The organism is Nocardia gamkensis NBRC 108242, from assembly GCF_001612985.1.
Classification (GTDB): Bacteria; Actinomycetota; Actinomycetes; order Mycobacteriales; family Mycobacteriaceae; genus Nocardia; species Nocardia gamkensis.
The window spans coordinates 20,811-39,692 of the sequence record NZ_BDBM01000024.1; the positions used below are offsets into that span (position 1 = coordinate 20,811).

Below are 18,882 nucleotides of genomic sequence, written 5' to 3' on the forward strand. Positions count from 1 at the left end.
TCCGGCGGGCCGGAGGTATGCCATGCGGCGTCGCTTGCTCGTCGCGCTGACGTTGTTCGCGGCCATCGCGGTGCTGGCGTTCGCGGTGCCGCTGTCGCTGACCGTCGCCACCAGCCGCACCCAGCAGCTGGTGCTGGCCCGGTCCGGGGACGCCGACCGCTTCGCCACTCTGGCCGACAACGCGGTCACCGCCGGAGACAGCCGCGCGCTGGCCGACGAGGTACTGCGCTACCACGAGCTGTACGGCGAGAACGTGCTGGTGGTCGACGCCAGGGGTGCGACGACGGTGAACGCGGGCGCAGACGTGAACGATCGCGACGTCGAAGCGGCGGTGGCGGCCGCCCGTCGCAACCAGCGCCCGCACGCGGCGGACAAGCTGACACCGTGGGGTGCGCCTACCATGCTCGTCGCGCGGCCTGTCGGCACCGGTGTGCAGGTGAACGGCGCCGTGGTGATCGAGGCGTCGACGGCGCGCGCCCGCGGTGATATCGCGCGGGCCTGGGCGGTGATCGTGCTCGGCGGCGTCGTCGCGATGGCGCTGTTCGTGCTGTTGGCGGTGACGATCGGCCGCTGGGTGCTGCGGCCGCTGGCGGCGCTGTCGCAGGGTGTGGCGGAATTGACCGCGACGCTGCCCAAGCCGCGCGCGGGGACGATCGCTCCGGTGTCGATCGCGGGCCGCTACGGCGGGCCGCCCGAGATGCGCGCGCTGGTGGAGTCCTTCGACGCGATGGCTCTGGCGGTCGCCGATTCGGCGGACGCGCAGCGCCAACTGGTCGCCGACACCGCACACGCGATGCGCAACCCGCTGGCCGCCCTGACCATCCGCCTGGATTCCCTGGAGCCCGCGATCCCGGCCGGCGCGGCGAGCACCTTCCGCGGCGCGGGCGCCGAGGTCGACCGGCTCACCGCGCTGCTCGACGGCCTGCTCAGCTTGGCCGTCGCCGAGACACCCGCGGCCTTCGACATGACGCACACCGCCGAGGGCGACGACCAATGCGACGCCGTGCAGGTGGCGGCCGACCGATTCGACGCCTGGTGCTCGGCGTTCGAGGCGGCCGGCCAGCGACTGCGGGTGCCGCCCATGACCGAGCGCGCCGACGTCGCGGTCCCCGCCGACGTGCTCGCGCAGATGCTCGACGTACCGCTGAGCAATGCCACGCGCTACGCGGGGGCGGGCGCGCACGTCGATCTCGTCGTCGCGACGGAGCCGGGCTGGGTCACCGTGACCGTCCGCGACGACGGCATCGGTGTTCCCCCCGACGAGATAGACAAGCTGACCACGCGTTTCTTCCGTGGTTCGTCCGCGGGGAGCGGTGGCTCGGGGCTGGGCCTGCCGATCGCCGCGGCGTTGGCGCAGGCGCGCGGTGGCGTTCTCACCGTCGTCGCGACGCGTCCGCACGGTCTCGCGGTGAGTGTGCGATTGCCCGCGGCGGAGGCCCGGTGACCGGCCGCGAGCCGATCCGCCGGCGCGGCATCGATCGGCGCGGCTTCCTCGCGTTGGCTGTCGCCGCGGGTGTCGCAGGCTGCGCTCCGAGGGGCGGGGAAGCCACGGTGTGGCTGGCCTCGGGCGAGGTCGGCGGCTTCTATCACGCCTTCGCGGGGTTGCTCGGCCTGGCCGCCGAGAACCTCGGAGACGTGCGGATCGAGCGGGTCGCCACCTCGGGCTCGCAGGCCAATCTGGCTTTGCTGGCGCGCGGCGAGGTCGATGCCGCGCTGGCGCTCGCGGACTCGCTGCGAGACGACGCCGATCGGGTGTGTGCGCTGGGGCGGGTCTATGAGAACTACCTGCAGTTGGTCGTGCGCTCGGACAGCACGATCGGCTCGGTCGCGGATCTGCGCGGAACCCGGGTGAGCCTGGGTGCGGAAGGGTCGGGCGCGGCCCTGACCGGCGAGCGGATCCTGCGCGTCGCGGGGCTGGACCCGCATGCCGACGTGGCGATTTCGCACCGCCCCTTGGCGGAGGCGGTGGCCGCCCTGACCGCGGGCGAGGCCGATGCGCTGTTGTGGGCGGGCGGCGTCCCGACCAGGCTGCTCGCGGTGCCGAGCCGGATGCGGCTGGTGGACATGGGCGAATTGGCCGCGCCGATGCGAGAGCTGTTCGGGCCGGTGTACGACCGGGTCGCGATCCCCGCGGACGCGTATCCGGGCGGCGTCTCGGTGCACACCATCGGGGTGGCCAATCTCTTGCTCGCCGCCCCCGCCATGCCAGAGGAAGTGGCCGCATCGATCGTCGAACTGCTGGTATGGCACGCCGACGCGCTGGTGCCCACCGAAGCGGCGGGCACCCAGTTCCTCGACGGGCGCTCGCTGATCAGCACCGGCTCGATTCCGCTACATCCCGGCGCGGCCGCGGTCTACCGCCGCTGGCACGGCTAGCGACGTCAGGACCGGACCAGGCGGGCGATGGCGTCGGTGGCCTCCTTGATCTTGGCTTCGGCCTCCGGGCCACCCGCGACGGCCGCGTCGACCACGCAGTGGCTGATGTGGTCCTCCAGCAGGCCCATCGCTACCGCCTGCAGGGCTTTCGTCATCGCGGAGACCTGGGTGAGGATGTCGATGCAGTACTTCTCCTCCTCGACCATCCGCTGTAGACCGCGCGCTTGGCCCTCGATGCGCCGCAGCCGCTTGAGGTAGTCGTCCTTGGCGGTGATATAGCCGTGCCCGGCGTGCTCGGCCGCCGTGTGGTCGTGGGGGGAATCTGCCACCGATGTCTCCTCGCTGCCTGCCGGTCGCCGGAACCGGATCAATACCCCCCTAGGGTACAGTTGTCGGGCCGTCTTGTCAGGTCGGACCCGCTGACGACCACCCGGCGGCGGCCGCAACAGTCGACGAGCCGCCCCGGAAGCAGGGTAACGCGCAGCCCGCCGCGCGACGGCCGTCGCGGGACGAGACAATCGGGGTATGAGTTCGCACCCCCGGCCCGCCCTCGCCGTCATCGGCGGCAGCGGCTTCTACGATTTCTTCGACAACGAGGCGACCACCATCGAGGTCGAGACTCCCTATGGCGCCCCGAGCGCGGGGATCGCCGTCGGAGAGGTGGAGGGCAGGCCGGTGGCGTTCCTGCCGCGACACGGCAAGAACCACGAATTCGCGCCGCATACCCTGCCCTACCGGGCCAATCTGTGGGCCCTGCGCTCGCTGGGCGTGCGCCGCATCTTCGCGCCCTGCGCGGTGGGCAGCCTGCGGGCGGACTGGGGCCCCGGCACGGTCGCGGTGCCGGATCAGCTGGTCGACCGGACCTCCGGCCGTCCGCAGACCTACTTCGAGGGTGGCGGCATTCACGTGTCCTTCGCCGATCCGTACTGCGAGGAGTTGCGTGCCGCCGCCATCAAGGCCGAGTCCGACGCGCTGCACATGATGCACGCGGGCACGATGGTCGTGGTCGAGGGACCGCGCTTCTCCACCCGCGCCGAGAGCCGGTGGTTCGCCGCGCAGGGCTGGGACCTGGTGAATATGACCGGTCATCCGGAGGCGGTGCTCGCCCGCGAACTCGAAATGTGCTACGCCGCCGTCGCTCTCGTGACCGATCTGGACGCCGGTCTGGAGGAGGGCGAGGGAGTGCACGCCGTCGATGTCTTCGCCGAGTTCAAACGCAACCTCGCGCCCTTCAAAGAACTCATTCGCCGCGCGGTGGCCGGGGTGGACGGCACCGACACGTGTGACCGCTGCCGCGTCCACGCGGGAGTGTCGCTGCCGTTCGAACTGCCCTGAGTCCGATGCGGTGCTGGTCACCAGGACGCGGCCTGAGCGGGCGCCTGCGCTGGTGATGACCAGCCGTTACCGCATCGGTGACACGTTCGGCATCTCGTCGCGGACACGGAAGGACCTGGGTCTCGGGGTCACGGTGGCGCCGGGCAGGACGCTCCGAGTCCGCGTGATCCGGCATCACTCGGATGGTCGGGTGCGGTCGCTCAGCTCGGTGTCGGCGCGAACGCCTCGACGTGAGCGCTCGCCCACTGTTCGAAGGTGCGCGGCGATCGGCCGGTCACCTGCTCGACGGTCGGGTAGAGCGTCGCCTCGTCCAGCGTGCCCTCGACGAAGAAGCTGAGGAACGCGTCGACGTACTCCCTCGGCATGGTGGCGGCCAGTTCGGCCTCGGTCTCCGCGTCGACGAGTTCGTGTGCCACGAGCGGCCGGTTCAGCACTGCGGCGAGCACAGCGACCTGTTCCGCCGGTCGCAGTGCCTGCGGGCCGGTGAGCTCGAGCACCTGCCCGGAGAGTTCGTCTCGTGTGAGCGCCGCGGCCGCGACCGCCGCGATGTCGGCCGGGTCGATCGCGCCGACCCGGACTCGGGGAAACTGCACGCGGACGACGTCGCCCGCGGCGAGTTGCGGCAACCAGCGCAGCGCGTTCGACATGAACGACCGCGGGCGCAGCAAGGTCCAGCTCAGTTCGGAGGCGCGCACCGCGTCCTCGGACAGGGTCATGTAGCGGGATACGGCGTTGGCCATGTCGCGCAGCGCGGCCGAACCGCCGGAGAGCAGCGCGACCCGGCGCACCCCGGCCTTGTTCGCGCGTTCCAGCAGATCCGGCAGGTTGTCGTAGCCGGGGAGCAGGAACATTCCGTTCACGCCGTCCAGTGCGTCGGCCAGCGTCTCCGGGCGATTCAGATCGCCGGTGACGGCCTCGGCGCCCGGCGGGAGCGTCGCCTTGGCGGGGTCGCGCACCAGTGCTCGCACCTGCTCGCCCCATCCGGTGAGGGTCCGCACCAGTTCCGCGCCGACATTGCCGGTGGCGCCGGTCACCAGGATCATTTCGTCTCCGTCTTCGTCTTCCAGTTCGGCGGTGCACAGTGTTCCGCGGCCCGCATATTTCGAGCCGGGCCGCGAACGGGCCATGCTCGGCTCGATGGACTTGGCGGGGCCGACGTCGTTGCGCGAGGGATATACGCGGGATCGATCGCTCGCTGGTCCAGTTGAGTAGTCGCCTTCAGCCTGCTCAACGCTGTGCTCGTTCGGGATGTCTACAGTCGCGCGAAGGGTAGGGGTCTGACCGGCCAAAGCGTATCTGCTGTATTGGGGACCGGAAATTCGCCACTGACGGGAAGCTGGTTCGCGGCAAGTCTTCTGGGTACGTCCGTGCCGGGCGAATTGCGACTTGCGTATCGGTACTCAGTGGTGGCCCGACAACGGTGGCAAGCCCGGCTCGCGGGGTGTTCCGAGCGCGGCGGTGCCCGGCGGTCGACAGGTCCCGAGTTAGGCTCGCGCGGTGGATACTCCGTTACGGCTCGAGGTCATCGTGGCCAGTGTGCGTCCGGAGCGGTTCGCGCCGGTGGTCGCGGACTGGTTCCTGCGTACGGTGCGCGCGCATCCCGAATTCGACACCGGTGTCATCGATCTCGCGCACACACCGTTGCCGGTGGAACTCACCGAGAACGACGAGACCGTGGCCTATCGCGCGCGTCTGCGGCAGGCCGACGCTTTCGTCGTCGTCACCTCCGAGTACAACCACGGCTACCCGGCGTCGCTGAAGACGGCCTTCGACACCGCGAAGCACGAGTGGCGCGCGAAACCGATCGCTTTCGTCTCCTACGGCGGACTTTCCGGTGGGCTGCGTGCGGTAGAGCAACTACGCCAGGTCGTCGCCGAAATCCACATGGTGTCGGTGCGCGAGACGGTCAGCTTCCACCAGGCCAAGAAGTCGTTCGATGAAACGGGCGACACTCGTGACGGCGCCGCCATCGACGCGGCGGAACGAATGTTGCACCAATTGAGCTGGTGGGCAAGCACTTTGCGATCTGCCCGCGCTGTTGACCCGTATCCCGGTTGACCGCTACCAGGCTCGGCCGATGTGGTCGGCTCGTCGGAAACCGATACCAGCGCCAGGTCGGCCTGCACCGTGCCGGTGCGTAGCTGGTTGCCGATCACGCCGAGTCTGTGGATATCCGGATCGGCGTGATCGGCAGGCATGGTCTGTCCGGACACTCGTCAGAGAAAGCGCGGACGAGTCCGCAATACCACTTCATTCACATTTACGACTGAAGATCGTCGCCGGCGGATATTTTCGTTGCTCGGCGCACCTCGACCGGCGGAACGACTTCGGTGGATCACGCGCAGGTGAAACTTCCGGCGTGGATCGTTTGTCGCAATGTGAGCCGACGATTACCAGTTCGCCGACCAAACGTACTTGAATTTTTCCTTGTCCGGCTGCTGGGAATAGCAGCGACTGATCGACGGATGCTGCTTTTTGAGCTCCGAGCGCGCCGATTCGCAGTCCTTCTTGGTCGTGCAGCTGACCCCGAAACCTCCGGTGTGACAGCCGGACGGCAGCGCGTTCGCGACGCCCGGATTCAGCACAGCCGAAGCGATGCCGGCGGTCAGCAACGACGTGAAGACACAGGCCGATACCCTCATGAATTTCCCCTCCTGGAACTCCCAACCAGGACGGCCCGATCTCGAGCCGCCTTGCCAGACATTAGCTTTCCGATTTGGGAGCGTCAAACGAATGTCGCCACCGGGTGAGTCGGCGTCGAATTGTTCCGGGCACGCGGTCTACTGCGGTTGCATTGCCCGACGGCCGCGCGGCTGGCCGATATAGGTGGCTTCGCTGGGAATGGACACCAGGGTCAGGTCGACCTGCGCGGTGCCGGTGCGCAGCACCACATGGTTGCCGATCGCGCCGGGCTGGTGGATGGCCAAGTCGGGACGGCTGGCGGGCCAGCCCGTCGGATCACCCGTGACATAGATGGTGGTGACGCCCGCGTGCGGGGCGGGCGCGAGCACCCCGTCCACCACCGTGGCGGTGAATCCCGCGTCGGACTGGTGTGTTTCGGCCGCGATGGTCAGTCGCTCCGGATTGCCGATCGTGGTGACCAGGTTCTCCCATGCCCGCGCCCGATCGGTGCGGATCAGGATCCGTTCGCCGACCGCGAGCGCGCGGAACACCAACTGCTGCGCCAGATACAGCTCGCCCGCGACGTACACCGTCGAGATGCCCGCGCCGACGATGCGGACCGCCACACCGTTTCCCTCGTCGTCCGACCCGATCAGCTGGCCGCAGCCGGAGGAGGGCAGGTGCAGATCGTCGACGATGTCGATCAGGTGCTCGACCATCGGGACGGTGTCGTCCACACCGGGAACCGCGAGCGGCAGATGGGCCAGCAGCCCGTCGCGGTGGCGTCCGTTCATCGAGATCATGCCCGGCAGCTCGGACCGCTCCGGCAGCTCCCGCGCGGTCAGCCGCCATGCGGCGCCGATGCTCACCGATTCGGCCGAACTGCCGGGGCGCAGCCGCACCGCCACCGTCGTTCCGCGCGAGGGAGCCACCCACAGCTGGGCGAGCAGATCGGATGCGAGCCGCTTGGGATCCACGGCGCTGCCGATGTTCACGTTGTTGCCGATTTCGGCATAGCGCCAGCGGTGTTCGAGCGTGCGCGGGTCGTAGCCACCGGTGATCTGCAGGACCGCTTTGCGAATCTCGGGCGCCGTCAGGATGCGGGCGTTGCAGTCGGCGTCCTCGAGTGTGCGCATGATCCGCTGGGTGGCGATGGTGACCGCGCGCGAGGCGCCTTCCGCTCCGCCGCCGCGCCGGTCCGCGGCCTCCGGGCAGGCCACCGCGTCGAAACCGATCGCGAGCCACACCGTGCGGTGGGCGGTGGCGGGCAGCGGGCCGAGCAGCGATTCGTAGATCTTGCCCGCGGGTGTGCCGGAACGGCTGCGGTGCCCGTGGCTGATGATGTCGATGCCGCTGAGCAGGATGTCGTGCTGGTTCAGGCATTTCGCCAACTCGGCGAGCGGAAGCAGGTGCGAGGCGTGCACCGTGGTGCGGGCGATCCTGGTCAGCCCGCCGGGCGGGGGCAGCACCTCGACCACCGTCACCACGCGGCTGCCGTCCCAGTACAGGCCGAGCGAACGTCCGTCCGTGCCGCGGAAGTCGACGGTGTCGCCGAGCTCGTAGTCACGATGGGTGAGATAGCGCCAATACGTACCGATCCAGTCCAGCAGGGTGCGTTTGGCGACGGGAACCAGCGGGATCAACGCGACGACGACCGCCACGGCGAACGCGGGAAGGCCGGGCAGCCCGGCGAACAGCGCGACGACTCCGGTGATCAGCCCGATGATCTGCGCGATCAGCAGGTTCTGCATCGAGACGCGCCCGAGAAGCGGTCGTGGTCCCGCGCCTGCCGGTTCCGCCATCCTCGTCCCCCAAAGTACCCGATATCGGCCGGTTCGCTGTGGCCGCGCTGAACAAGAGTCCTCGGGAACTGTACTGTGTTCCGCGAACGTGAGCACTGTTCGGGGGAGGAATAATGCCTTCAAAACCCACCACGCGCTGGCAGGTGAGCGGCTACCGCTTTCTGGTCCGGCGGATGACGCCTTGGTGCGCCGGGACGTGCGAATGCTGCACGACCCCATGCGATCCCAGTCCCGCGCGTACGCGGCGGGACTGATCCTGGCGTGTGTCGTCCTGGCGGGCTGCGGCGTGCTCGCGTTGCTTCGTCCCCAGGGCAAGATCGGCGACGACAACAAGATCCTGATCGGCAAGGACTCCGGCGCCGTCTACGTGGTGATCGACGACGTGGTGCACCCGGCCCTCAACCTCGCCTCGGCCCGCCTGGCCGCGGGCGAGGCGGCCAAGCCCGCCACCGTGAAGGAGTCCGAGCTCGGCAAGAAACCCCGCGGCCAATTGATCGGCATCCCAGGCGCTCCCGGCTCGCTGCGCTTCGACAAGGAAGGCAAGGGGCGGGCCTGGACGGTGTGTGACTCGCTGAAGACCGACGGCACCGAGGACCGCAGTACCTCCGTGCTGATCGGCGACCTCGAACTCGGTGACAAAGCGTCGGAAATCGGTGCGGACAAGGCGTTGCTGGTGAAGGGCAAGGATGCGACTTACCTGATCTGGAACAAGACGCGCGCCCGTGTGGATATCAACGACCCGACTGTCGCCGGTCCGTTGGGGATTCGTGGCATGACGCCGCGCCCGATCAGTGAGGGTCTGTTGAACGCGATTCCCGAGGTCGATGCGATCGTGCCACCGAAGATCGATGATCCGGGCGGGCAGCCGTCCTACTCGCTCAACGGTCTGCGCATCGGCACGGTCGTCCAGGTGACCGGCAAGTCGAATGAGAACTCCGTCGTCCTGCATGACGGCCTGCAGCCCATCAGCGCATTCACCGCTGAGGTCATCCGCAGCTCGCAGCGCAACCCGGATCACGGCACCGCCATCGGTGACTTCGAGGCGAAGCATGCGCCGGTCTCACATGCGTTGAAGGTCGACTCCTATCCCGCGGTCGCGCCGACCATCATCGAGCCCAAAGCGCGACCGGTGAGCTGCTTGTCCTGGAAGCCCATTCCGGGATTCGCGGGCAATGCCGACGTCGCCTTGCGTGCGGAACTCGCCATCATCGACGGCAGCGACCTGCCGATGTCGAGCAGCGCCAGACTGGTTCCGCTCGCCCAGGCGGACGGCAGGGGCGACAACGTCGACTCGGTGTACTTCAAGCCTGGTTCGGGCGCGTTCGTCCAGACCACGGGCATCGAACCGGACAGCCGCCGCAAGGACAGCATGTTCTACATCGCCGACACCGGCGTCCGCTTCGGCATCAAGGACAACGACGCCGTGAAGGCGCTCGGTATGGACAAGGAATCGAGCGTGACGCCCGAACCCGCGCCCTGGCCGATTGTCGGGCTGCTCGCGAGCGGCCCCACCCTCAGCCGTGAGGGCGCTATGGTCGCCCATGACGGTGTCGCTCCGGACTCCTCACCCGCTAAGCAGCCGGTGGCCTCGGCGAAATAATTCCGTGGCCGATGTCTGACGCCTGGCTCATGGCCATGACGTAGATCACTTGTCGGACTTCTGCTCGGCGGGAACCGAACTCCTCCAACCGACATCCAACCCTTGTGACGGATCGAGTTTTGTTTCCAAGGTTCGTCGCCACGTTGCCGTGCAGCAACTGCTGAACGGTGGATCAGGAAAGGGGTTCGCATGAATAGTAAGGTTTCGGCGCTGGCATCGCTTGCTGCATCGATTGCCGTAATCGGGGGAGTCTGTGCGTTCAATGCGGGGCCTGTGTACGCGGATCCGCTTGTCAAGTACCACAGTTCGGAAGCATGTGAGAAGGAGGCGGCGAGGCGCAACGCCGATTATCGGAGGCAAAATGCGGACTCGACTGCCCCTGGCGTCACTTATTACTGTGAGCCGTGGGAGTGGGTGGAAAACAAATCGTGGGGCTTGTTTGTCAAGGCCAATTCTTACCCCTGACCGAGCCGCATGATTCCGAGCGGTTGTAGCCCCTGGGCGACAGCTACAACCGTTTCCGGCCGGTCACTCGTTCTCCCGGATGCCGAATCGGCGGCGGATCGGGAATGAGGCGAGCATGCCCAGAACCAGTAGTCCGGCGACGCCGCCGCTGCCGATCAGCGCCACGTTTCGTGCGCGATGGTCGGGCGGTGGGGGCGGCGCCGGAACTTGCAACTGCACACTGGAGGCTGCCGCGGGTCGCTTGGGTGGGAGCGTTTTCGGTACTTCGGCGGTCAGTGCGGCAATCGGATCGACAGCGCCGTAGCCGACGTAAGGGTTCCACCCTTCTGCAGGGGCGTGCGCGGTGGCCTGGATGCGTTTGATGACCTCCAGAGCGCTCAGCTCCGGGAAACGTGCTCGCACCAGTGCGGCTACACCTGATACCAACGGGGTGGCAAAGCTGGTGCCCTGAATCGGCCCCAGCTTTCCTGATTGCTGCACGCTGCCGACTTGGACCGCGGTTCCTTTGCTGTTCGGCTCATTGAACAGTGGATCCAGGGAAGTGATGTTCTCGCCGGGCGCCGCCACGCCCAGCCATGGCCCGGGCACTGTAAAGGTTGACGGCTGGCCGTTCCCGTTGATGGAGCCGACAGCGAGCACGTAGTCGTCATAACGGGCCGGGGACACGTTCAGGTCTACTTTGCCCCATGGGTCGCCGGCGGGATCGAGAGGATCGATGACCGCGTTGGAGCCCTTGCAACCGTCGGCGCTCTCGCCGCTGTTGCCGGCTGCTACCACCACGACCACGTCCTTCTCGATGGCGGCATACCGGACAGCGGCACCCAGGTCGGTGTCTTCGAAAGGCTCAGAAGTCGGCTTGCACGCGACTTCGGATACATTGATCACGCTCGCTCCCATGTCCGCCGCACGACGGATCGCCGACGCCATGGTGCGAGTGGTGCCGTACCCCTGGGGTAGCGCATCGGGCCCTTTGTCCCGATTTGCACCCTCTTTCTGGTAGAGCTTGCTGGTCTGGCGGATAGTGAGGATTCGCGCCTCCGGGGCGACTCCAGAGAAGCCCTGACCGTCGACCTCTGTCGCCGCTATCAGCCCCGCGACCAACGTCCCATGCGCATCGCAGTCCTCGGTTCCGTCACTATTGCTCACATAGTCGCCGCCCGCGATCAATCCTGGTAGGCGCGGATGACGCGCGACACCGGTGTCGATGACGGCCACGAGTTGGCCTGCGCCCTTGGAGAATCGCCAGGCGTGCTCCAGGTCGAGGGAGCGTTGTGCCTCTGGCGTCGAGGGCCCGTTGCCTCCGGAACCGGTACTGACGCATGGAGTATTCGACGCCCGCTCGGTCTTGTCCGGCGGAGCGGCCGGCTCACCCGGCGGCGGTGGCGTATTCGGGCTCACGGTGGGCTTCTCTGCCCGTGCATGCGGGATTCCGACGGGTGCGCCGAGCCCGACGGAGACGCCGAGTGCCAGCACGCATGCTGCCGTCGCTAACCGAACCGCCCGGAAACAACTGTCGTGCCGCTGTTTCGAACTCATCGGCCCGAGCTCACAGCCCGCGGACGAGGGCGTAGAGATCCGTCACCCAGAAGACCAGCGGCAGCACTGCGGCGACGAACGTGTACTCGAGCAGTTCGACGCCGCGGCGCATCGGCGGGGTGGCCGACTGGTTCGGGATGATGATGCCGAGGATCAGCGCCGCGACCAGGACCACCATCGCCGCGCCGAAGACGGCCAGCGGCTGGTGCATCGCGAAACCGGCGCCCACCAGCATGATCAGCACGATGCCCGCGCCACCGGCGATGAGCACGACGGCCTGCTCCGCGCCCGCGTAGGTGCGGCTGCGGAACATCAGCACCGCCGCGCAGACCAGTGCGAGCGCGATGCCCTGCCAGTACGGGTCGTCGGAGGCCGGGTCGGTGGCGGCGATCGCGCCGGCGGCGGTGACCAGCGTGGTCGCCGCGACCAGGCCCGCGAGGTACTTGCGGGCGTGGTCCGACTTCACCCGCAGCGCCTCCATGGTCGGCAGCGCGCGGTGATCGTCCGGGTCGTCCTCGGTGGGATCGATGGGGGTGCCCGGCGAAGGGACCGGCGGCAGCGGCAGTTTCGCCAGCAGCATGGACACCCGGGGCGCCAGGGAGAGCCCGCCGAGACCGAGCGCCGCCGCGCCCGCGCCGATCGCGCGCTCCGGATGGTCGGTGAGCAGGCCGACCAGCGCCGCGGGCACCGCGTATGTCGCGAGCGTGGCCACGCCGATGAACAACGCGAGACCGACGCCGATGACCCGCCAGGCCAGGATCGCCGTCGCCCCCGCGAGAACCGATCCGAGCAGGATGTGCGCCCAGCCGTAATCGTCCGGCACGAAGAGCATGCCCGCGCTGAACGCGGGGGGCAGTGCGCACCCGCCGAGCACCAGTGCGGTGCCGGTGTCGCCGTACATCCTGCTCAGCACCATCGCGCTCACGACGAGCAGAATCGCGACAATCAGCGCGATCGAGCCGCCCACCCCGATCGGCAGCGAGCCGGGGGACAGCAGCAGACCCAGGCAGCCGACCATCATGGTGATCGCCGCGAGCACCGAGCCGGTGATCCGCGCGATCCGCGGAGTCCAGCTGCGGTAGTGGTCGGTGTCGGCGATCGCGACGTTGTACATGATGTCGTCGAACAGCGGTGTCGGCGCGGTGTGCGAGGCGCTTTCCAGCATGAGCAGTTCGCCGTCGCGGACACCGTGCTCGCCGAGGCTGAGCGAGTTCGAGAACGGTGGATGGCCGATCCGGGCGAGCACCCATTCCGCGGGCTCGTAACGCTCGCCCTCGTTGTCGAAATCGTTGCTGCGGCTGTGCTGGGCGACCATGTCGACCACACTCGGAATCACCAGCGCGACCGGCACGTCGACCGGTATGGCCATGTCGACCTGAGTGTGCTTGGCCAGAATCGTCACCCGGGCGAGATCGGGAGCGCGGACGATCCCGCGCGAGGATTCTTCGTCGATGTGGTCAAGTCGCGCGTGCGTCAAGCTTCCCCCAACTCGGTCTTCTACCTCGTGATTCCGCGGCCCCGCAGGCCGGGGGAGAGCTTGCGAACCCACGGTCCGGGCAGCAGAATGCTGGTCGAACTGTACGACATGTCGGCTGTGACCTCTACACTGAGGCCGGATCACAGCTGGCCGAAGGGGGATTCTCGTCGATGAGCACTGTCCGCTTCCAGCGCCGTGCGCGCCGCGAGATGCCTCGAACACCCGGTGGCGAGGTCACGCTGCAGCCCCCGCCCGAAATCCCCCGGGTCACACCGGGAAACCTCGTCATGAAGCTCATGCCCGTCGTGATGGTGATCGGCATGGTCGGCATGATGGCGTTGCTGTTCACCCAGGGCGGCGGTATCGCCTCCAACCCGATGAGCATGATGTTCCCGCTCATGATGATGTTCTCGATGGTCGGCATGTTCGCCGGTCAGGGCGGAGGCAAGGGGCAGAAGGCCGCCGAGGCGAACGAGGATCGCAAGGATTACCTGCGTTACCTCGATCAGGTTCGTAAGGACGTCGACGAGACCGCCGCGCAGCAGCGGGCTTCCGTCGAATGGAGCCACCCGGAGCCGGGACTGGTCTGGATGCTCGCAGGCACCAGCCGCATGTGGGAACGACGGGCGGGGGACAAGGACTTCTGCCACGCCCGCATCGGTCTCGGCGGGCAGCGCCTTGCCACCAGGCTGGTCGCCCCCGAGACCGGCCCGGTCGAGGAACTCGAGCCGATCGCCGCCGTCTCGCTGCGCCGCTTCGTGCGCGCCCATTCGACCGTGCCCGATCTGCCGACCGCCATCGCGGTCAAGGGCTTCGCCACCATCGCGCTGGACGGCGACCGAGCGCAGGCGCGCGATATGACCCGCGCGATGCTGGTGCAGCTGTGCATGTTCCAGGCGCCGGACCAGGTGCTCGTCGCGGTCGTCTGCGGACCGGACACCGCGCCGGAGTGGGAGTGGACCAAGTGGCTCCCGCACACCCAGCATCCCGACGCGCAGGACGGCATCGGCACCCAGCGCATGTTCTACGGTTCGATCCGGGAGGCCATGGCCGGGTTGCATCCGTTGCTCGGCAATCGGGTCAGGTACTCGCGCAACCAGCCGGCCAACGCGAACATGGTGCACATCGTCTTCGTGGTGGACGGCGGTCTGCTCGAGGCCGAGGACGATCAGTTGCGCGAGTCCGGCTACGAGGGCGTCACCATCATCGACCTGTGCGGTTACGCGCCGCGCTTGGCGGTGTCGCGCGGCATCAAGATGATCGTCGAGAACGGCGAGTGCGTCGGCCGTGGCGCCACCGGCAATCAGGAGCGCTTCGCACTGATCGACCGGATCAGCCCCGAGCAGGCGCAGCAGGTGGCGCGCAGGCTCGCGCCCTACCGGGCGGCCACGCAGCGCAGCAGCGACGTCGAAACCGACGACTCCGAGGTGATCTCGACCTGGAGCCAGCTGATGGGTCTCGGCGACATCGGCGCGTTCAACCCGGAACACGCTTGGCGGCCGCGCTACGGACGGGAACGCCTGCGCGTGCCGTTCGGGGTGGGCGCCGACGGCCTTCCGGTGGAGCTGGACATCAAGGAGGCCGCCGAGAACGGCATGGGCCCGCACGGTCTGTGCATCGGCGCCACCGGTTCCGGTAAGTCGGAATTCCTGCGCACCCTCGTGCTCAGCCTGCTGGCCACGCACTCACCCGACCAGTTGAACCTGGTGCTGGTCGACTTCAAGGGCGGCGCGACGTTCCTCGGCTTGGAGGGTGTTCCGCACGTCGCCGCCGTCATCACCAACCTGGAGGAAGAGGCCGACCTCGTCGACCGCATGAAGGACGCCCTGGCCGGTGAGATGAACCGCCGCCAGGAAGTGCTGCGGGCCGCGGGCAACTTCGCCAACGTCTCCGAGTACGAGAAGGCCAGGGCCGCCGGCGCCGACCTGGATCCGCTGCCCGCGCTGTTCGTGGTGCTCGACGAGTTCTCCGAACTGCTCACCCAGCACCCGGATTTCGCGGAGCTGTTCGTCATGATCGGCCGCCTCGGCCGCTCGCTGCACGTACATCTGCTGCTCGCCTCGCAGCGCCTGGAAGAAGGCAAGCTCAAGGGTCTCGAGGCCCACCTGTCCTACCGCATCGGCCTGAAGACGTTCTCCGCCAACGAGTCCCGTCAGGTGCTCGGTGTGCCGGATGCCTACAACCTGCCGAACAACCCCGGCGGCGGCTACCTGAAGGCGGACTCCGGCGAGATCCAGCGCTTCCAGGCCTCCTATGTCTCCGGCCAGTACGTCGGCGGTGGCTCGCAGCGCGACATGATCGTGGCCACGCAGTCCGGCGAGATCGACGTCAAGGCAAGACAGTTCACCGCGATGCATGTCGACTTCCGCGCGGCGGACCGCGTGCCGCTGCCGCCCGAACCGAGCCTCGAGCAGGAGCAGGACGAGGACGGCGAGCAGCTGTCCAACCTGAACATGCTGGTCTCCCGGATCCGCGGCCACGGCCGCCCGGCGCACGAGATCTGGTTGCCGCCGCTGGACGAGGCGCCGACGCTCGACCAGCTCCTCCCGCGCTCTCTCCTCACCGGAGAGTACTCCGCGGTGTCCACGCTGCGTGCCCCGATCGGCATCGTCGACCGGCCCTACGACCAGCGCCGCGACCCGATGGTCATCGACCTGTCCGGCGCCCGCGGCAATGTCGCCATCGTCGGCGGTCCGCAGTCCGGTAAATCGACGGCGCTGCGCACCCTCATCATGGCGATGTCGTTGACGCACACCGCCGAGCAGGTGCAGTTCTACTGCCTCGACTTCGGTGGCGGCACCATGTCGAGCCTGCAAGGGTTGCCGCACGTCGGCTCGGTCGCCAGCCGATTGGACGAGGACCAGGTCCGGCGCACCATCGCGGAGATGACCACCATCGTCCGGCAGCGCGAGGCGCGCTTCCGGCAACTCGGCATCGAATCGATGACGGACTTCCGCAGACTGCGCGCGATGGACCCGGCCAGCAGTCCGGGCGCCGCAGGCGCGCACGAGGATCCGTTCGGCGACGTGTTCCTGGTGATCGACGGCTTCAGCTCGATCCGCCAGGACTTCGAGATGCTCGAGCAGACCATCATGAACCTCGCCGTGCAGGGTCTGTCCTACGGCGTGCACGTGGTCATCGCGCTGAACCGCTGGGCGGAGGCGCGGCCCGCGCTGAAGGACCAGATCGGCACCAGGATCGAGCTGCGCCTCGGTGATCCGATGGACTCCGATCTGGGTCGCAAGTTCGCCTCGCTGGTCCCGCAAGGGCGGCCGGGCCGCGGTATGACCCCCGAGTGCCTGCACATGCTGACCGGCCTGCCCCGCATCGACGGCACCCCAGATCCGACCAACCTCACCCAGGCCGTCGCGGACGCGGTCGCCACCATCGCCAGGCTGACACCGGGCCGTCATGCCCCGCAGGTGCGCATGCTGCCCGAACAGCTTCCGCGCGAACAACTGCTGTACCTGGCCGGCGATTGGCCCTCGCAGGTCGACCCGAACACGAAGTGCCTGCGGATCCCGTTCGGTATCAACGAATCCGAGCTTGCACCGGTGTACATCGACTTCGCGGAGAGCCCGCACTTCATCATCATCGGTGACACCGAATCGGGGAAGACGACGCTGTTGCGCTCGCTGATCGAGGGCATCGCCGCGTCCAACACCCCCGACAAGGCCCGCTTCATTCTCGGCGACTACCGGCGCAGCATGCTCGGGCTCGTCCCGGAGGGGTACCTCGCGGGCTATGGTTCCACGGCGCCGCAGTTCACCCAGAACATGAACGACCTGGCCGCCTACGTCAGCAAGCGCACTCCCGGCTCGGATGTCACTCCGCAGCAGTTGCGGGATCGCTCGTGGTGGAGCGGGCCGGAACTGTACGTCATCATCGACGATTACGACTTGGTCGCCACCTCCGCGGGCAATCCGGTCCAGGCGCTGCTCGAGCACTTGCCCCACGCCAGGGACCTCGGCTTCCACGTGATCATCGCCCGGCGTTCGGGTGGAGCGAGCAGGGCGATGTTCGAGGCGACGCTGGCCAGGATGCGAGACCTGGGCTCGGCGGGCCTGATCCTCAGCTGCAGCAAGGACGAAGGCGTCCTGATGGGCACCAAGCGGCCGAGCCCGATGCCGCCGGGCCGAGGCACCTATGTCACCCGGAATATGGAGGGCCTGGTGCAGACGGCGTGGATGCCGTCGCCCTGATGTCCGAGGTCGAGCTCGTCGTCACGGAAGCGCGTATCTGGGCGCGCGGCGCCGACACGCACTGGGACATGCCGCCCTCGGTTGTTCTGGGCAGCAACGATTTCGACCTCGTGGTGGGGCAGCCACTTACGCCGCCCACCCAGGTCGGTTCGGTGATCCAGTTCGTGCCCGCCGACGCCATCGCCCTGCCGCCACGCACGCCTTCGGTGGTGGACGCGATGGGCGCTGTCTTCGCGGGTCTGCTCGAGAATCTGCGTGTCGCGGCCCCGTGTGCCCGGATGACATTGATCTGCCCCACCGATTGGGGCGCCGGCCGTCGCGGCGTGCTCGACCAGGCGGCGCGCCGCTACGCCACGGACGTCGTATTCGAGGACATCGCGGTGCGTTCGGTCGCCTCCGACGAGGGCACCAGCCATAGCAGGCGAACCCTGGTACTGGAGTTCGGAATGCTGGCCACCACGGCCTCAGCGGTCATCCGCAGCCATCGCGGCGTGCATCTCGAATCCTGTGAATACGAGCCGACCCTCGCGTTGGCCGAAATCACGGCGGAGTCAGCGGGGTACGCCGGTTTGTGCAGCCTGATCGCTCGGTTGCTGGACAGCGGTCCGATCGATCTCGTGCAGGTGGTCGCTATCGCGGATCCCTCGAAACTCGACCTGCTCCGTGCCGCGATCGATCAGACCGCGGGCGCCGACGTCGAGCTGCGTACCGTCGCCGGTGCCGATCTCGTCCAGGGCCGCCGGGCCGAGCCGAACGACCGGCGCGAAGCGTCGACCGCCCCGACCGAGTGGATGCAATCGCTCCGGGAACGCGCCGCTGCCCAGCAGCCCCGACGCGACACAGCGCGTTCGGCGGTCGTCGCCGTCGCGGCCTTGGCGGTCGTCGCTCTGATCGTCGCCGGTGCGGTCATCTTGTCCGGTCGCCGAGGTGAAGAGACGGCAGCGGCGCCGGGCACGGGAGCGGCATCGCCGATCGCCGCGCCGCCGCCGATCGGCCCGCCTGATGAGGCGCCACCGGAAGCATTCGGCCGCCTGCGATTCCGAGTTCCGCCCGGCTGGCGCGTCACCCAATCGCCCGATACCGGACGTGCTCGTCTCGATTTGGTGCCCGAAGCCGGTGCTCGGCAGCGAATCACGGTGATGCAGGCACCGCTGACGGCGTCGTCCAGTTATGCGCAGGTCGCGGCGAAGCTGGAGACACAGATGGCGCAGCGGCCGCCGGGGGTACTGACCGACTTGCAGCGGGACGTCATGTTCGGTGGCCGTTCCGGCTTGGCCTACCTGGAACATCCGGGGGACGGATCAACCGTTCACTGGCATGTTCTGCTGGAGTTCGGGATTCAGATCAGCATCGGCTGCCAGTACGCGGGAGACGAGTGGGGGCAATTGGAGGCCCCGTGCTCGCATTTCGGAGACACCGTCCGCGTCGTCCCGTGACCCTGCGCGGCCGTGCCGTGCTTGATCGAAC

General features: G+C 68.1%; 13 protein-coding genes. 7 read left to right on the forward strand and 6 right to left on the reverse strand.

Features of this window, described 5'->3' with window-relative positions; genetic code table 11:
- The first annotated feature begins 22 nt into the window (after positions 1-22).
- Together NG1_RS20505 and NG1_RS20510 are read left to right on the forward strand one after the other, a co-directional pair.
- Entirely contained in the window at positions 23-1,444 is a 1,422-nt protein-coding gene (locus tag NG1_RS20505) for a sensor histidine kinase (protein ID WP_062973160.1), read from the forward strand.
- Positions 1,441-2,376, forward strand: coding sequence for a TAXI family TRAP transporter solute-binding subunit (locus NG1_RS20510; RefSeq protein ID WP_245659972.1), 936 nt, complete (start codon positions 1,441-1,443; stop codon positions 2,374-2,376). The genes NG1_RS20505 and NG1_RS20510 overlap by 4 nt, the downstream gene beginning before the upstream one ends.
- A gap of 5 nt (positions 2,377-2,381) precedes the next feature.
- On the opposite strand, the gene NG1_RS20515 is transcribed toward NG1_RS20510, so the two are convergent.
- Complete coding sequence (locus NG1_RS20515; protein WP_062973163.1) at positions 2,382-2,705, reverse strand: metal-sensitive transcriptional regulator; 324 nt, start codon at positions 2,703-2,705, stop codon at positions 2,382-2,384.
- A 196-nt stretch (positions 2,706-2,901) separates the two neighbouring features.
- On the opposite strand from NG1_RS20515, the gene NG1_RS20520 reads away from it, so the two are divergent.
- Positions 2,902-3,711 carry an S-methyl-5'-thioadenosine phosphorylase gene (locus NG1_RS20520; RefSeq protein WP_062973165.1) on the forward strand — a complete coding sequence of 270 codons (810 nt, stop codon included), beginning with the start codon at positions 2,902-2,904 and terminating at the stop codon, positions 3,709-3,711.
- A 200-nt stretch (positions 3,712-3,911) separates the two neighbouring features.
- On the opposite strand, the gene NG1_RS20525 is transcribed toward NG1_RS20520, so the two are convergent.
- Positions 3,912-4,754, reverse strand: a complete 843-nt coding sequence (locus tag NG1_RS20525; protein WP_062973229.1) for an NAD(P)H-binding protein — start codon at positions 4,752-4,754, stop codon at positions 3,912-3,914.
- Between the two features lie 454 nt (positions 4,755-5,208).
- Between NG1_RS20525 and NG1_RS20530 the strand changes: the two genes are divergently transcribed.
- Positions 5,209-5,769, forward strand: a complete 561-nt coding sequence (locus NG1_RS20530) for an NADPH-dependent FMN reductase (protein ID WP_062973167.1) — start codon at positions 5,209-5,211, stop codon at positions 5,767-5,769.
- Between the two features lie 332 nt (positions 5,770-6,101).
- Here the strand turns inward: NG1_RS20530 and NG1_RS20535 are convergent, their stop codons facing one another.
- Together NG1_RS20535 and eccE are read right to left on the reverse strand one after the other, a co-directional pair.
- Positions 6,102-6,353, reverse strand: coding sequence for an HMG-box domain-containing protein (locus NG1_RS20535; protein ID WP_062973169.1), 252 nt, complete (start codon positions 6,351-6,353; stop codon positions 6,102-6,104).
- A gap of 138 nt (positions 6,354-6,491) precedes the next feature.
- Positions 6,492-8,135 carry a type VII secretion protein EccE gene (gene eccE / locus NG1_RS20540; RefSeq protein WP_062973171.1) on the reverse strand — a complete coding sequence of 548 codons (1,644 nt, stop codon included), beginning with the start codon at positions 8,133-8,135 and terminating at the stop codon, positions 6,492-6,494.
- Between the two features lie 217 nt (positions 8,136-8,352).
- Between eccE and eccB the strand changes: the two genes are divergently transcribed.
- Entirely contained in the window at positions 8,353-9,735 is a 1,383-nt protein-coding gene (gene eccB, locus NG1_RS20545; RefSeq protein ID WP_245659973.1) for a type VII secretion protein EccB, read from the forward strand.
- Between the two features lie 528 nt (positions 9,736-10,263).
- On the opposite strand, the gene mycP is transcribed toward eccB, so the two are convergent.
- Together mycP and eccD are read right to left on the reverse strand one after the other, a co-directional pair.
- Positions 10,264-11,736 carry a type VII secretion-associated serine protease mycosin gene (gene mycP / locus NG1_RS20550; protein WP_084499060.1) on the reverse strand — a complete coding sequence of 491 codons (1,473 nt, stop codon included), beginning with the start codon at positions 11,734-11,736 and terminating at the stop codon, positions 10,264-10,266.
- A gap of 10 nt (positions 11,737-11,746) precedes the next feature.
- Positions 11,747-13,213, reverse strand: coding sequence for a type VII secretion integral membrane protein EccD (gene eccD, locus NG1_RS20555; RefSeq protein WP_040864923.1), 1,467 nt, complete (start codon positions 13,211-13,213; stop codon positions 11,747-11,749).
- 170 nt (positions 13,214-13,383) lie between these two features.
- Between eccD and eccCa the strand changes: the two genes are divergently transcribed.
- Positions 13,384-17,415: a type VII secretion protein EccCa gene (eccCa, locus tag NG1_RS20560; RefSeq protein ID WP_062973173.1), complete on the forward strand. Its 4,032-nt coding sequence runs from the start codon at positions 13,384-13,386 to the stop codon at positions 17,413-17,415.
- On the forward strand, positions 17,415-18,851 hold the full coding sequence (locus NG1_RS20565; protein ID WP_157114141.1) for a type VII secretion-associated protein: 1,437 nt from the start codon (positions 17,415-17,417) through the stop codon (positions 18,849-18,851). The genes eccCa and NG1_RS20565 overlap by 1 nt, the downstream gene beginning before the upstream one ends.
- Positions 18,852-18,882: the final 31 nt, after the last annotated feature.

Coding starts and splice junctions, on each gene's coding strand:
- NG1_RS20565 (WP_157114141.1), top strand. CDS start 17,415: ATGTCCGAGGTCGAGCTCGTCGTCACGGAAGCGCGTATCTGGGCGCGC.
- NG1_RS20525 (WP_062973229.1), bottom strand. CDS start 4,754: ATGATCCTGGTGACCGGCGCCACCGGCAATGTCGGCGCGGAACTGGTG.
- eccB (WP_245659973.1), top strand. CDS start 8,353: ATGCGATCCCAGTCCCGCGCGTACGCGGCGGGACTGATCCTGGCGTGT.
- mycP (WP_084499060.1), bottom strand. CDS start 11,736: ATGAGTTCGAAACAGCGGCACGACAGTTGTTTCCGGGCGGTTCGGTTA.
- eccE (WP_062973171.1), bottom strand. CDS start 8,135: ATGGCGGAACCGGCAGGCGCGGGACCACGACCGCTTCTCGGGCGCGTC.
- NG1_RS20520 (WP_062973165.1), top strand. CDS start 2,902: ATGAGTTCGCACCCCCGGCCCGCCCTCGCCGTCATCGGCGGCAGCGGC.
- NG1_RS20505 (WP_062973160.1), top strand. CDS start 23: ATGCGGCGTCGCTTGCTCGTCGCGCTGACGTTGTTCGCGGCCATCGCG.
- eccCa (WP_062973173.1), top strand. CDS start 13,384: ATGAGCACTGTCCGCTTCCAGCGCCGTGCGCGCCGCGAGATGCCTCGA.
- NG1_RS20535 (WP_062973169.1), bottom strand. CDS start 6,353: ATGAGGGTATCGGCCTGTGTCTTCACGTCGTTGCTGACCGCCGGCATC.